Source organism: Streptomyces sp. NPDC001717 (assembly GCF_042892775.1).
Lineage (GTDB): Bacteria > Actinomycetota > Actinomycetes > Streptomycetales > Streptomycetaceae > Streptomyces.
In genome coordinates this window covers 37726-51402 of record NZ_JBIAUK010000015.1, presented here as the reverse complement: position 1 = coordinate 51402, position 13677 = coordinate 37726, and the positions used below count along the sequence as shown (strand labels likewise).

Sequence of the window (13677 nt, the reverse complement as noted above, 5' to 3'; positions counted from 1 at the left end):
CCTTGCGATCAAGGAGGCGTCCGACGCAACTTTGATTACATGATTACAGCCGAACAGAGCGAGAAGCTCCGCGCGTGGTTCGCCGAGCGCCTGCCGGTGGACGTGTACGAATCCCTCGTGTCGGTCACGGTCGACCGCGAGGAGATCACGGTCGTCGGCACCGTCCCGGCGAACGAATCGGTCGGGGAGTTCCGCGAGCGCACCCGCGAGCAGCGCATCGAGGTGGCGCGCGAGGCCGAGGAGCTCTACCGCCGCAAGGTGGCCTGGGGCGTGCGGTCCGGTGAGGAGACCACCCTCTTCACGCACCTGGCCGTGCCCGTCATGACCCGGCTGCGCCAGTCCGAACGCCAGGTCCTCGACACCCTGGTCGCGGGCGGCGTGGCCCGCAGCCGGGCCGACGCGCTGGCCTGGTGCGTCCGTCTGGTCGGGCGCAACACCGACGAGTGGCTCTCCGAGCTCCGCGAGTCGCTGGACAAGGTGCAGCGGGTCCGCGCCCAGGGCCCGGACGTCACCGGTACGGGCGAAGCGGGCGACACCGACTCCAGGAAGTCCGACTCGGAATGACGGAATCACCCCACGACCGCCCATGATCGCGTAAGGCTGGCCCGGACCGACAACGAGGGAGAGGCACGCACCATGACCACGACCGTCGAATACATCCGCTACCGGATCGCCTTGGACGATCAGCAGGCCTTCGAAACCTCGTACGCGAGGGCGGCCGAGGCGCTGGCCGCCGCACCCGAGTGCATCGACTACGAACTCGCCCGCTGCGAGGAGGAGAAGGAGCGCTACATCCTGCGCATCCGCTGGACCTCGGTCGACGCCCACCTGAACGGCTTCCGCAAGGGCGAGCACTTCCCGGCCTTCTTCAGCGCGATCCGGCCGTACGTGACGGCGATCGAGGAAATGCAGCACTACACGGTGACCGATGTCGCGGGCACCGGAAAGGCCGCCGGACAGTCATGAGCACCACACCGTCGACACCCACCATCTACGAGTGGATGGGCGGAGCGGAGGCGATGAAACGCCTCACCGACGCCTTCTACGCGCACGCCCTGCAGGACGAGGTCCTGGCCCCGGTCTTCGCCGGCATGGACTCCGAGCACCCCCAGCACGTCGCCGTCTGGCTGTCGGAGGTCTTCGGCGGCCCCGCGGAGTACACCGCCCACCACGGCGGCCACCAGCACATGGCCACCAAGCACCTGGGCCGCGCCATCACCGAGAAGCAGCGCCGCCGCTGGGTGGACCTGCTGATGGACACGGCCGACGAGGTCGGGCTCCCCACGGACCCGGAGTTCCGCGGCGTGTTCGCCTACTACATCGAATGGGGCACCCGGATGGCCCTGATCTACTCGGGCCCCAACCCGCCCCCGGTGGACGCGGCCAAGATCCCGGTCTGGTCCTGGGGCCAGACCCCGCCGTGGATCCCCAAGGGCTGAAGGGCCCGATCCCGATCCAGATCCGGATCCCGAGCCGGATCCCCTCCGCCCCGGGCCCCGCCGGCCGGCCGCCTCAGCGCATGAACTTGTAGCGCCGAGGGGGCAGCCGCGGGGTCTGGGGCGGCATGCCCTCGGCGAGGAGCACGGTGAGCGGCACGGCCGCGGCTCCGTCCCGGGGCTCGGCGCGCTGCCAGAACTCCACCGCCCCCTCCAGGATCTCCACGAACTTCGCCCAGTCACCGGGGTCCGCCTCCGCGCAGCCCCGCCAGGAGGTCAGCGTCACCAGCCGACCCGGCGCCTGCGGCAGCCAGGAGAAGTCGCGCAGTACGTCGGCCAGCGCGTCCCAGTTCCCGCCGAACCACTCGGGCAGCTCCAGGGCCTCCTGGCAGCGCCGCATCAGCGCGGCCTTGCCGCGCACCCCGTCGAGGTCCAGCTCCATGACCGTCCAGCCGGCCTTCTCGGCGGCGTCGAGCGCCGGGGTCAGCGGCAACGGCTCCAGGGAGGTGGACGGGGACAGGGGTGAGATCGGGCTCATCGGAGAACCGCCTTGAATGTGTCGTAGTGATCGTCTGTGTAGTAGAACTCGCCGCCCTGACCCGTCACGATCCGCCGGGCGCCCCTGTCCGGCTCCCCCGGCGTCTTGACCGTGAACTCGTGGTAGTAGCCGCGCTTCTGCTTCGGCAGTGCCTTCTCGAAGTTACCGAAGACCGTGCCGTCCTGGCGGTAGGGGTACGGCCCGCCCTTGTCGATGAGCACGAGCACGTCCCGGGCCTGCCGCGGCAGCGCGTCGGCCCGTACGGTGGCCATCCCCTTCGCCCATGACGGCGCGGGAGCGGCACTGCCGGTGACGGCGGCGGGCGCGGCGTTCGGACCGCCGCAGCCCATCGTGCCGCCGACCAGCGCGGCGCCGAGGAACAAGGCCCCCAGCAGCCGCAGAAACGATCGGGGCGCGGTCCGAAGGATCATGCGCCGATCGTGCCAAACATCCGATTCGCTCGCGAATCGTCCGATGGCCTCAGAGAGCGGACATCTTGGTGTAAGGGCTCAGAACGCGCTTCTGGACCGAACCGAAGTCGACGAGAACAGCGATCCCCTCCTCGATTCCGACGACACGGCCGAGGCCGTGCTCGTCGTGGGAAACCCGGTCGCCGACGGAGAACTGCCGGATGGGCTGCTCCTCCGGGGCCTTGAACGGGCTGGACGGCAAATGGCGGCGAGGTACTGCTGATTTGGTCATCGGAACCAGTATGGCCCCAGTGACCCATGCCACGGTCCGTCGCTCGGATCTCGATTGGGGCACCATCCGTCCCGGCGCCCTCACACGTCAGTCGTCCGGGTCGGCCCGCTCCAGCGCCGGCCGCAGCCCCGGCGCCGACTCGGTCAGCAGGTAGTCGGCGACGGCCGTGTCCGTGACCAGGCTGGTCACCAGGCCCGAGCGCAGCACCGCCCCGATCGCGGAGGCCTTGCGCAGCCCGCCCGCGATCGCCACGACCTCGGGGATCCGCCGCAGCCGGTCCGCCTCCACGGTGATGCACCGCTCGCCGAGGTCGCGGCCGACCCGCCGCCCCTCGGAGTCGAACAGGTGTGCCGACATCTCCGCCGCGACGCCGAGCGAGGCGTAGTGTGCCCGCTCCTCGTCCGTGAGCATGTCGTGGACGGTCGAGATGCCGGGCTCCCAGGAGCCGATGGAGACGGCCGCGACCGTCACCTTGTCGAAGTACTCGAAGGCCCGCGCGATCCCGGTCTGGCTGCGCAGCGCCGCCGCGGTCGCCGGATCGGGCAGGAGCATCGGCGCGTAGATCGGGTGCGCGTCCCCGCCGGAGACCTGCGCGGCCCGTCGTACGGCTTCCACCGAGCCGCGCTCGGCGGTCCCGGCGTCGTACACACCGGTCAGCTGGACCACGGTGCACGGAGGAAGCCGGTGCAGTGAGGCGGCCATGTGGATCGTCGAGCGCCCCCAGGCCAGGCCGAGCACGTCGCCCTCGTTGACGAGCTCGCCGAGCAGGTCCGCGGCGACCGCGCCCAGGTTCTCCGGGTCGGGCGCGTCCTCGGTCGCGTCGGCCGGGGACTCCACGACCACCGCGTGCCGCAGTCCGTACCGGGCGCGGAGCGCGTCCGAGCGCTCCGCGTCCAGTTCGGCGGGAACACGGATCTCGATGCGTACGAGATCGCGTTCGAGGGCGGTCTCCAGGACCCGGGCCACCTTGAAGCGGCTCACGCCGAACTCCTCGGCGATCTGGATCTTGGACTTGCCCTCCAGGTAGAAGCGTCGCGCCATGGCCGCAGCCTGCACCAGCTCCGCGGGTCCCATCCGCAGGGCTGACCGTCCCGCCGAAGTTGCAGACACCGCGTTCTCCTCACTGCTGTTCACACTCTCGACTCGTCGTTCATCCTGTCAGATCCGACGGCCGTTGATCAGCCTGGACAGCTCCCGTTCACCAAGCCGTCCACCAACCCCTCTCCTCAGTGGTCGCAAGCCCACGGCGCCGCCGCGATGGCCGCACCCGCCTGCTCACGCAGCGTGCGCACGGCGGCCGCCGGGTCGACCGCTCCGTACACCGCGCTGCCCGCCACGAAGACGTCCGCGCCGGCCTCGGCGCAGCGCTCGATGGTCGAGGCCGAGACCCCGCCGTCGACCTGGAGCCAGATCTCCAGACCGTGCTTGGAGATCAGCTCACGGGTGCGGCGGATCTTGGGCAGCATGATGTCCAGAAAGGGCTGGCCGCCGAAGCCCGGCTCGACCGTCATGATCAGCAGCATGTCGAGCTCGGGGAGGATGTCCTCGTACTGCTCGATCGGCGTCGCGGGCTTGAGCGCCATGGAGGCGCGCGCGCCCTTGGCCCGGATCTCCCGCGCGAGCCGCACCGGCGCGGCCGCGGCCTCGGCGTGGAAGGTCACCGAGCCCGCGCCGGCCTCCACGTACTGCGGGGCCCAGCGGTCCGGGTTCTCGATCATCAGGTGGAGGTCGAGCGGGGTGTCCGTGGCCCGGCTCAGGGATTCGACGACCGGGACGCCGAGGGTGAGGTTGGGGACGAAGTGGTTGTCCATGACGTCGACATGCAGCCAGTCGGCCCCCTCGACGGCCTTCGCCTCCTCGGCGAGCCGGGCGAAGTCGGCGGACAGGATGCTGGGAAAAATCTGAGCGGCCATGCCCCAAGCCTGCCATGCCACCGCGCGGTTCCGGCCACGACCCCGCAAGTCGGTATCCGCTCGGCAGCGCTGGACCAAAACCGCATTCGGCTCGTCCTCGGAGATCGCCGTGCTGCCGTCGCCGGTCAGGCGGGTGGCGCGCCGCGCAGGTGGCGCAGCAGCCCCTCCAGGGCGGCCCAGCTCTCGGCGGTCTTGGCGTCGCCGAGTGCGTAATAGAAGCCGGGCCGGGCTTGCGGACCCAGTCGCACCGGGCGCTCCTTGAGCGGCGTCCTGCTCGCGGTGTCGCGCCCCGCCTCCTGGACCTCTGCGGGACCGAGTACGAAGGCGTACGGCAATGGCGGGTCCTCGTAGTGGGGCGGGGCGCTGAGGTCCCGGCGGGCTGCGCGCAGCCGGCACAGCATGGTCATGAGCCCGTACCGGGTCACCAGCTCCTCGGCCAGCCCCGGAAGGGCCTCCAGGGGGAGCTCCTCGTCCGGGCCGTAGCCCACGGTGAGGGTGATGTCCTCCTCCACCCCGTCGGGGGTGCGGATCACGCGCAGGGTGGCGACCGCGGGCCGGTCCGGGGTGCCGACGACCACGGTCCAGGTGGACCGGGGGGCCCGCTCGTAGGCCAGCTCGGTCAGCCGGCGCCGCGACCACGTCAGGCCGGCGGGCTCCGAGGTCCCCCAGCCGGCCGGCAGGCCGCCCGTCAGCGCCTGCCAGGCGGCTTCGAGCGCGCCGCCGAGGACGAGCTCCGCCGTGGGGCGGTGCCGGGTGCGGAAGGAGACACTGAGCTGGCGCTCACCGGTCTGCGCGGCCTCTGTGAAGCTGTCCGCCACCCGGGGCTCGCCGTTCTCGCCCCGAGCCGGGCAGAACGCGTCGTCCTCCCAGGTGAGTACGGCACCCGTGAGCCCGTCGTAGTAGCCGCACCGCTCGTCCTGCACCACCCAGCGCGAGGGCATCGCCTGCAACAGCAGACGGGTGGGCGTGGAGAGGCGGCAGTGCGGCGGGGTGACGATCTGCAGGGACCGTTCGCTCTCCACGGTGGCCCGCAGTACCTCGGAGAGCCAGCTCGTCATGGGGACGACCGGGCGGTCCTGGAGGACGATGGCGGCCTTGTCGGTGAGCATGTCCACGGCCGGCTGGGCGGCGGCGGGGACCGGTACGGCGGTGACGCCCGAGACGTCGACCGGGCGGGCCGCGCCGATGGTGCCCGGGGCGTCCGGCGGCCAGACCCGACCGCCCAGGAGCATGGTCAGGCGGGCCGCGAAGGCTCCGGCGCGTCGTCATGTTCTCAGTGCCTCGCGGACCTCCGCGTGCACCCGTTGGTTTTCGAAGGCCAGCGGGTACGCGCCGAACCGTCGGCCTTCTGGGCCCTGCGCACGGGAGCCGATGGGAACGGCATGGATCAGGGCGCGCGGAACCGTTCGGTCTCGGGCGTGCCGGGGTCGTCGGCCGTCCCTCGAAATCCGTTCCGAGCAGTTCACGACGGCCCTGCACCAACCGGCCCCGGTCTGACGGGTTTCGTCGTGGGCGCGAGCTCCAGACCGGGACCGGCCGGCTCGTCCAGGATCCAGGCCCACGAGCCGCTGTCTTAGGGCGAGCGCATCAGCATGGCCGGCGAACTCACCTCCATCGGTCGGCTTCGCCGCGAACAAGTGGCGGCGGGCGAGGCCTTGGCCCGACGGAGGAGGTCATCCTTCTCCGATTCCACGCGCTCCGCCCCGATTTCGCTGACGATCCGCCGCGGTGCCTTCTCCCGCTCACCGGTGAACTCCCCCACGGAGACACTGGTCAGCTACTCATGTTGGGCCGCGATGAGGAGTCGTCTGCCAAAGCCACCAGAGGCGTCCACTCATCCGCCGCCGACCGCCCGCGCCCGGTCGCGATCGGGGCGGGCGGCTGGGCAGGGTCGTCACGTCGCGAGGAAGTCGCGGATTCCGGCCAGTGGGTCGTGCCCGTTCTCCTCGGCGTACTGACGTCGGCGCGCGTCAACCTTGTCGGGAAGGGCCAGGCAGCAGTAGTCCCAGAAGTCGACCAGCACGCGGAACGCGTCGTCGAGGGTGTAGTCACCCTGAACATGCTCGACGAAGTAGTTCTCCACCCTCACGCCCTGCGGGCTGATGGTGACGGTGTGCGCGTTTCCGTCCAGATCTTCCGGCGCGAAGCCCGGGTCGGCCTTGGCGGCCACCAGGTCGATTGCTTCCAGGACGGACAGCGGCGAGAGCTGGATGTCGGCCGTAACCCACTCTCCCAGGGTGCTCAGTTCATCAGGCCCGGAGAACTCCGGCACCCCGAACGCATCCTCAACGTAGTACTGAGTGCGGATCACCGCTCTGTTCTCCTTCTCACCTTTTAGGCATGATCGGATAGATGGTCGTCGGGACCTTCACCATGTGGGGGTTGAGATCACGGCCGCCGGGTCGGAAGTGGTAACCGGACACTTTGGGGTTGCCATTGCGATCTCACTTGAGCTCACCCTGCAGCACGTGCTCGAAAGTGGCCTCGGGGATACGACCGCCCTTCGGCAGCGGAGGAAGGTCTTCCACCTTCGGCGGATCCTGATGGGGGGCGGACGTGTCCCCGCCACGACCCGGATCCGAAGCCGTATCCGGCTGACCCGTCCCGGGGTCGGCGGGGTCCTGGGGCACGTGGCCATCACCTGCGGGGTCATGGGGTCGCCACCGTGACCGGAACCGGAACCGTGACCAGCCGGGTCGTGGGGACCGGTGCCGTGGCCGCTGCCGCCGTGCCCCGCCCCGGAGCCGCCGCCGGTGCCCCCGCCGCCGTCGGCACCCGTGTGCGGTGTGCCGGGCCCGCCGCCGGAGGAGGAGCCGTGCCCACTGCCGTGGGCCGGGACATGCGCGGTCGGGAGTTCCCCTGCGTGCCCGCCCGGGACGTGGGCTCCGCCGGCGGGGCGGGTCGGATTCGTCGGGTGGCCCGTGGAGTTCTCCACATGGCCGGGGCCGCCCGCGCCTTCGAGGACGCGTTCCCTGGCCGGGGCGGGCTCGTGGGTGTTCGGCAGGTCGTCCTTGTGGGGCTCCCTGACGGGTTCGGTGTCGGGGACGACGCTGCCGTGCTCGTCGCGGATGACGCCGTCGTGGCCGATGACGCGCTTGCGGCCCTGCGTGTCGACGTACTCGTGGCCGGGCGGCGTCCTGTCGCCGGCGCCGGCCGGAGGTGCGGTCGTGTCGGCCGGGTGCGGAGAGGTTCCGCCGGGTCGGAAGCCCCTCCGCGGCGACGCGTCGTCGCGGAGGGGCTTCTGGTGCCGTGGGGCGGGCCCGGGTTCAGGCCGTGCGCCGCAGCAGGGCCAGGTACATCGCGTCCGTGCCGTGCAGGTGCGGCCACAGCTGGACGTCGGGGCCGTCGCCCAGGCCCGGGACGCCCTCCATGTACGGGCGGGCGTCGATGAACTCGGCGGCGATCGGCGAGGCTCCCGCGCCCCGGCCCTTCAGCACGTCGTCCACCACGATCCGGGTCTCCGCCAGGTGCGGGGAGCAGGTCGCGTAGCCGACCACGCCGCCGACCCGCACCGCGGACAGCGCCTCGCGCAGCAGCGCCCGCTGGAGCGGCGCGAAGCCCTCCAGGTCCTGCGGACGCCGGCGCCAGCGGGCCTCCGGACGGCGGCGCAGCGCGCCCAGGCCGCTGCACGGCACGTCCATCAGCACCCGGTCGAAGGAGCCCGGCCGCCACGGCGGCCGGGTGCCGTCGGCGGCGATCACCTGGTACGGCCCGAGGTTGCCCGCGAGGGCCTTCTCGACCAGCCGCGCCCGGTGCGGCTGCTTCTCGGAGGCCAGCAGGAACGCCCCGCGCCCCGCCGCCAGCGCAGCGAGCAGCGCGGCCTTGCCGCCGGGGCCCGCGCAGCCGTCGAGCCAACGCTCGTCGCGGCCCTCGACCGGCGCGGCCGCCAGGGCCATCGCCACGAGCTGGCTGCCCTCGTCCTGGACGCCGGCGCGTCCGTCGCGCACGGCGTCGAGCGCGCCCGGCTCACCGCCCTCGGCCATCCGCACCGCGTACGGGGACCAGCGCCCCGGCAGCGCCGAGTCCTCGCCGAGCGCCTCCAGCAGCTCCTCCGGCGTGGACCGGCCGGGGCGCGCGACCAGCGTCACCTCGGGCCGCTCGTTGTCGGCCTCCAGGAGGTCCTCGATCCCGGCGCGACCGCCGCCCAGGGAGTCCCACAGCGCGCTGACGACCCAGCGCGGGTGCGAGTGGTAGATCGCGAGGTGCTCTTCGGCATCCTCTTCGTACGGCGGGGCGACGATCTCCAGCCACCCCTCCAGGTCGTGCGCGGCGATCTTCCGCAGGACCGCGTTGACGAACTTCGCCCGGCCGTCGCCGAGCACCACCCGGGCCAGCTCCACGCTGGCCGAGACGGCCGCGTGGGTGGGGATGCGGGTGCCCAGCAGCTGGTGCGCGCCGAGCGAGAGCACGTCCAGCACCGGCGGGTCGACCTCCCGCAGCGGACGGTCGATGCAGGCCTTGATCACGGCGTCGTACGTGCCCTGGCGGCGCAGCGTCCCGTACACGAGCTCGGTGGCCAGCGCCGCGTCCCGGGCCTGGAAGTTCTCGTCCTGGCGGGCCTTGCGGAGCAGCGGCGGCAGCACGAGGTTCGCGTACGCGTCACGCTCGTCCACCGCCCGCAGCACCTCGAAGGCCAGCATCCGCACCGGGTCCTTCTGGGGCCGCCGGTAGGGCTTGGCCGACTTGTTCTGCTTGCCGCCCGCGCCTGCGGCGGGACGACGACGAGGCTGTTCGCTCACGTGAAAGGTGCTCCGGATGTACGAGTTGCTGAAGTGGTTCGGAAATCAGCCTACGTCGGTGCCGCCGACGCGCTCGCCGGGTGCGATCCGCACCCCGCGGGCCCAGTCGGCGCCGCGCATCGGCTTCTTGCCCTGGGGCTGCACCCACAGCAGCTCCACGGCGTGCGAGCCGGTGCCGACGTGGACGTTGTTCTTGGCCGGGGCCAGGACGCCGGGTTCCAGGTCGGTGCGGTCGGGCACCAGGCCCAGGGAGATCACCTTGAGGCGCTCGCCGCGGAACACGGTCCACGCGCCCGGCGCCGGGGTGCAGCCGCGCACCACGCGGTCGGCGCGCATCGCGGGGGCCGTCCAGTCGATCCGGGCGTCCTCCACGGTGATCTTCGGGGCGAGGGAGATCCCGTCGGCGGGCTGGTCGACGGCGCGCAGGGTGCCCTCCTCGATGCCGTCCATGGTGGCGGCCAGCAGCCCGGAGCCGGCGAAGGCCAGGCGGGTCAGCAGGTCACCGCTGGTGTCGGTCGGGCGGATCTCCTCGGTGAGGATCCCGTAGACCGGGCCGGAGTCCAGGCCCTCCTCGATCAGGAAGGTGGACGCACCGGTGACCTGGTCCCCCGCCATGATCGAGTGCTGCACGGGCGCGGCTCCGCGCCAGGCCGGCAGCAGGGAGAAGTGCAGGTTGACCCACCCGTGCTTGGGAATGTCCAGCGCGCTCTTGGGGATCAGCGCCCCGTAGGCGACGACCGGGCAGCAGTCCGGGTCGATCTCGCGCAGCCGGGCCTGGAACTCGGGGTCGCGCGGCCGGACGGGCTTGAGGACCTCGATCCCCGCCTCCTCGGCCCGCTCGGCGACCGGGCTGGCGACGAGTCGCCGCCCGCGCCCGGCAGGGGCGTCGGGCCGGGTGATGACGGCGGCGACCTCGTGCCGCCCGGAGGCGATCAGGGCGTCCAGGGCGGGCACGGCGACCTCGGGGGTGCCTGCGAAGACGAGCTTCACTGGGGTCCTACCTCGCTATCTCGGCTGTCAGCAACGCACCAGTGTATGGGGCCGCCGAGGGGGCGTACGTACACGCGCGCGCCTCTCGCATATGCCGACACGCCCCCACAGCGTGACCTGGTCGACGGGTGGCGCGTTGGTCAAAGGAGATTGACCAGTACGGGCCGCTTCGCGAACGGTGTCTGCGGCCCGATCCGCCCTTCAGCACCGGTTCGAGAGGCTTCTTCATGGCCGACCACGCCACCCACGACGCCCAAGCCCGGGCCAGCCTGCACCTGCTGGTGCGGGACATCGAGCGGGTTCGCCGCCAGGTGGATGCTCTGCGTACGCTCACGGCCCAGCTCGGCAATGTGTACCGCCCGCGCCGCTCCGGCCCCTCCACGGGATTCGTCGTCTACGGCCGGGCGCCCGCGCCCACCGTCCGCCTCGCGCAGGAGCTGCGGGACAGCGTCGAGACGCTGGTCACCGCCGCGGTGGACTTCGACCGCTCGCTCGGCTTCTCGTGGGACGCGGTCGGTTCGGCGCTCGGCGTCACCAAGCAGGCCGTGCACCGCCGCTACGGCGCGCGGCGCGCACAGAGCGCGGAGGCCGCCGCCGCGGAGCCGCCGGCCGAGGGGACGACCACCCGGACCCTGGGGCCGCTCCCCACGATCCCGGCCGCCCGTTCGGTCCCCCCGCAGCCCCTGCGCGAGGGCTCCCCGGCCTTCCCGGGCCCCCGCAACGGCTGACCCCTCCCGGGCCCCGCAACGGCACACCGCCTCCCGGGCCCCGCGACGGCTTACCGCCGGGACGCCGACCCCCGACGGCCGCGGCCGCCCCTCCGACCCCGGCGGAGCGACCCCACGGGCCGCCCCACCGGGGTCGTGCCCTGCGGGGCCTCTCCCCCACCCGCCCTTCCACCGTTCCCCGGGCTCCGCCCGGACTGGGTCCTCAAACGCCGGACGGGCTGGAAAGACCCGGGGCTCCGCCCCGGACCCCGCGCCTCAAACGCCGGCGAGGCTGGATCTTCCAGCCCGCGCGGCGTTTGAGCGCACGGGTGCGCAGCGCACGTGTCGGGGTCCGGGGCGGAGCCCCGGGGAACGGTGGAAGGGCGGGTAGGGGACCGGTCCCGCGCAGCGGCAGCCCGGGCACCCGCACTCGCACCAACCGGCGGGCCCCGGCCGGCAAGGCGGCCGCCGTGTCAGCCGATGTCCGGGGGGTCGATGCGGACCCGGACCGTGTCCGAGGCCGGCACCCCCCGAGCCATCCGCGCCGCCTGCGCCGACTTGAGGGCGGCGGCCAGCGCCGCGCCACTGCCCGGCGGTACGCGGACCAGCGCCCGCTCCCCCGGCGACCGCTCCCCCCGCCGCCCCGGCACCGGCACCGGCCCCAGGACCTCCGCGTCCGCCGGCAGCCCCGCCCCGGCGAGGAAGGCCTCCACGGCCTCCCCGCGGCCGGCGACCGCCGCCATCCGCGACACCGGCGGGAACCCGAGCTGCGCCCGCTCCGCGAGCTCCCGCACCGCGTGCCCCACGGGATCCCACCGCACCAGCGCCTGCACCGGCCGCAGCGTCGGCTCGGCGACCACCACCACCTGCCCGTCACCCCGTACCAGGGAGGCCGCCGCGATCCAGCGCCGCAGCGCGTCCTCCCCGGCCCGCAGGTCGGGTCGGCTCAGCATGGCCCAGCCGTCCAGCAGCAGCGCCGCCGCGTACCCGGCGCCCGCCGCCACCGGCTCGGCCCCCGGCGTGGACACCACCAGGGCGGGCCGGTCCGGCACCTCGTCCAGGACGTGGTCGCGCCCGGAGGTCCGTACGGCGACGGCCGGGAAGGCCCGCCCCAGTTCCTCGGCCGTGCGCCGCGCGCCCACCACCTGGGCCCGCAGCCGGAAGGAGCCGCACTCCTCGCAGTGCCAGGACGGTTCGCCGCGCCCGCACCAGCCGCAGTGCAGCTCGCGCTCGTCGGGGGCCTCCAGCGGTCCGGCGCAGACCGTGCAGCGGGCCGGTGTCCGGCACCATTCGCAGGCCAGCCGGGGCACGTAGCCCCGCCGTGGGACCTGGACCAGTACGGGCCCGGTCTTGAGCCCCTCCCGTACGGTCTCCCACGCCAGGCTGGGCAGTCGCGCGGCCCGGGCGGCCTCGTCGCGGGCGAGCAGTTCGTCGCCGACGGTCCGGATCCGGGGCGCGCGGGCGCGAACCGTCTCGCGGTCGGCGGCCAGCGGCCGGGCCCAGCCGGACTCGACGAGCTGGGCGGCCTCGACCGTGCAGCTCGTACCGCCGACGAGGAAGCCGCAGCCGTCGCTGACCGCGCGCAGTTCGAGCACCTCCCGTACGTGCGGGAAGGGGGCGCGGTCGTCGCTGTGGCTGGAGTCCCCGTCGTCCCAGATCGCCACGAGGCCGAGGTCGCGTACGGGGGCGAACATCGCGGCGCGGGTGCCGACGACGGCCCGTACCGAGCCCCGGCTGACCGCCAGCCACTGGCGGTAGCGCTTCTCGGGCCCGGACTCGGCGGTCAGCAGCGCGTGCCGGCCCTCCCCGAGCAGGGCGGTCAGGGCGGCGTCCACCCGTGCGGCGGTCCGTCCGTCGGGGACCACGGCGAGGGCCCCGCGGCCGGAGGCGAGCGTGGCGGCCATGGCCCGGGCGAGCTCGTCGGCCCAGCCGGGGCCGGGCAGCGCGGTCCACACGGCGCGGGGGGCGCCGCCGGTGGCGAGGGCGCGCAGGAAGGCGGGGCCCGATCCGTAGCTCTGCCAGCCGCCGGGGTCGGGCGCGGCGGGCGGGGGCAGCGGCTCGGGCGAGGGCTTGGCCTCGGCTCGGGCGCTGCGCGCGGGCAGCGCGAGCTGGAGCACGTCGGCGAGGCTGCCCGCGTACCGGTCGGCGACGGCCCGGGCGAGCGCGAGCATGCGGGGGCCGAGGACGATCTCGGGCGAGACGACCTGGGCGAGGGCCGCCAAGGCCCCGTTGTAGTCGGACTCGGCGCGCCGCTCGACGATGAAGCCGTCGATCAGCCCGCCGCCCTCGCGGCGGCCACCCTGCACCCGATGGGACCCCGCGCCGAAGCGGACCCGGACGCGGACTCCGGGCTGGGCGGCCTCGGAGAGTTCGGCGGGGACCGCGTAGTCGAAGAGCCGGTCGAGGTGGAGCACGCCCTTGTTCACCAGGACGCGGGCCACGGGCAGCTCCTCGGCGAGGGCGGCCCCGCGCCACGTGCGCGGCTTGGCCTTGGGCGCCTTGGCCTTCGCCTCGGCGACCATCTCCCGGATGAGCGCGAGCTGTTCCGGCGGGCCGCCAGGGCCGTCTGCGACGGGTTCGTTCTCGCTGCTCACAGCAGCATTCTTACCAAAGGGCACCGACAAGTCTGCGCCCTCCCGAGGTCTCGGCGGG

At 73.4% G+C, this 13677-nt stretch carries 14 protein-coding genes; 4 read left to right on the top strand and 10 right to left on the bottom strand.

Annotated features, from left to right (window positions below):
- The first annotated feature begins 39 nt into the window (after window positions 1-39).
- The 3 genes from ACFYZL_RS23540 to ACFYZL_RS23530 all read left to right on the top strand — a co-directional run bounded on the left by ACFYZL_RS23540 (window position 40) and on the right by ACFYZL_RS23530 (window position 1439).
- Window positions 40-564, top strand: coding sequence for a hypothetical protein (locus tag ACFYZL_RS23540; protein ID WP_384586019.1), 525 nt, complete (start codon window positions 40-42; stop codon window positions 562-564).
- Between the two features lie 72 nt (window positions 565-636).
- Window positions 637-966, top strand: a complete 330-nt coding sequence (locus ACFYZL_RS23535; protein WP_376657680.1) for a putative quinol monooxygenase — start codon at window positions 637-639, stop codon at window positions 964-966.
- The gene (locus ACFYZL_RS23530; RefSeq protein ID WP_384746849.1) at window positions 963-1439 is read left to right on the top strand and encodes a group II truncated hemoglobin; all 477 of its coding nucleotides are present in this window, start codon (window positions 963-965) and stop codon (window positions 1437-1439) included. The genes ACFYZL_RS23535 and ACFYZL_RS23530 overlap by 4 nt, the downstream gene beginning before the upstream one ends.
- Before the next feature lie 73 nt (window positions 1440-1512).
- Here the strand turns inward: ACFYZL_RS23530 and ACFYZL_RS23525 are convergent, their stop codons facing one another.
- The 9 genes from ACFYZL_RS23525 to fmt form a co-directional block, all read right to left on the bottom strand.
- Window positions 1513-1974 carry a barstar family protein gene (locus tag ACFYZL_RS23525; protein ID WP_384746847.1) on the bottom strand — a complete coding sequence of 154 codons (462 nt, stop codon included), beginning with the start codon at window positions 1972-1974 and terminating at the stop codon, window positions 1513-1515.
- Complete coding sequence (locus ACFYZL_RS23520) at window positions 1971-2405, bottom strand: ribonuclease domain-containing protein (protein WP_384746845.1); 435 nt, start codon at window positions 2403-2405, stop codon at window positions 1971-1973. Before ACFYZL_RS23520 ends, ACFYZL_RS23525 begins: the two co-directional genes overlap by 4 nt.
- Window positions 2406-2454: 49 nt before the next feature.
- Window positions 2455-2676: a CarD family transcriptional regulator gene (locus ACFYZL_RS23515; RefSeq protein ID WP_384746843.1), complete on the bottom strand. Its 222-nt coding sequence runs from the start codon at window positions 2674-2676 to the stop codon at window positions 2455-2457.
- An 87-nt stretch (window positions 2677-2763) separates the two neighbouring features.
- Window positions 2764-3810 carry a sugar-binding transcriptional regulator gene (locus tag ACFYZL_RS23510; protein WP_384586010.1) on the bottom strand — a complete coding sequence of 349 codons (1047 nt, stop codon included), beginning with the start codon at window positions 3808-3810 and terminating at the stop codon, window positions 2764-2766.
- A gap of 92 nt (window positions 3811-3902) precedes the next feature.
- Window positions 3903-4589 (bottom strand): ribulose-phosphate 3-epimerase, encoded by a 687-nt coding sequence (rpe, locus tag ACFYZL_RS23505; protein ID WP_376657676.1) that lies wholly within the window; start codon window positions 4587-4589, stop codon window positions 3903-3905.
- Between the two features lie 125 nt (window positions 4590-4714).
- Window positions 4715-5821 carry a DUF6177 family protein gene (locus ACFYZL_RS23500; RefSeq protein ID WP_388681419.1) on the bottom strand — a complete coding sequence of 369 codons (1107 nt, stop codon included), beginning with the start codon at window positions 5819-5821 and terminating at the stop codon, window positions 4715-4717.
- 662 nt (window positions 5822-6483) lie between these two features.
- Window positions 6484-6900, bottom strand: a complete 417-nt coding sequence (locus ACFYZL_RS23495) for a hypothetical protein (RefSeq protein WP_388681416.1) — start codon at window positions 6898-6900, stop codon at window positions 6484-6486.
- A gap of 955 nt (window positions 6901-7855) precedes the next feature.
- Window positions 7856-9328 (bottom strand): RsmB/NOP family class I SAM-dependent RNA methyltransferase, encoded by a 1473-nt coding sequence (locus ACFYZL_RS23490; protein WP_388681413.1) that lies wholly within the window; start codon window positions 9326-9328, stop codon window positions 7856-7858.
- Window positions 9329-9373: 45 nt separating this feature from the next.
- Entirely contained in the window at window positions 9374-10318 is a 945-nt protein-coding gene (fmt, locus tag ACFYZL_RS23485; protein WP_384746832.1) for a methionyl-tRNA formyltransferase, read from the bottom strand.
- A gap of 227 nt (window positions 10319-10545) precedes the next feature.
- Between fmt and ACFYZL_RS23480 the strand changes: the two genes are divergently transcribed.
- Window positions 10546-11046, top strand: a complete 501-nt coding sequence (locus ACFYZL_RS23480) for a hypothetical protein (protein WP_384746830.1) — start codon at window positions 10546-10548, stop codon at window positions 11044-11046.
- Window positions 11047-11498: 452 nt separating this feature from the next.
- On the opposite strand, the gene ACFYZL_RS23475 is transcribed toward ACFYZL_RS23480, so the two are convergent.
- Window positions 11499-13619, bottom strand: coding sequence for a primosomal protein N' (locus ACFYZL_RS23475; protein WP_388681409.1), 2121 nt, complete (start codon window positions 13617-13619; stop codon window positions 11499-11501).
- Window positions 13620-13677 lie beyond the last annotated feature (58 nt).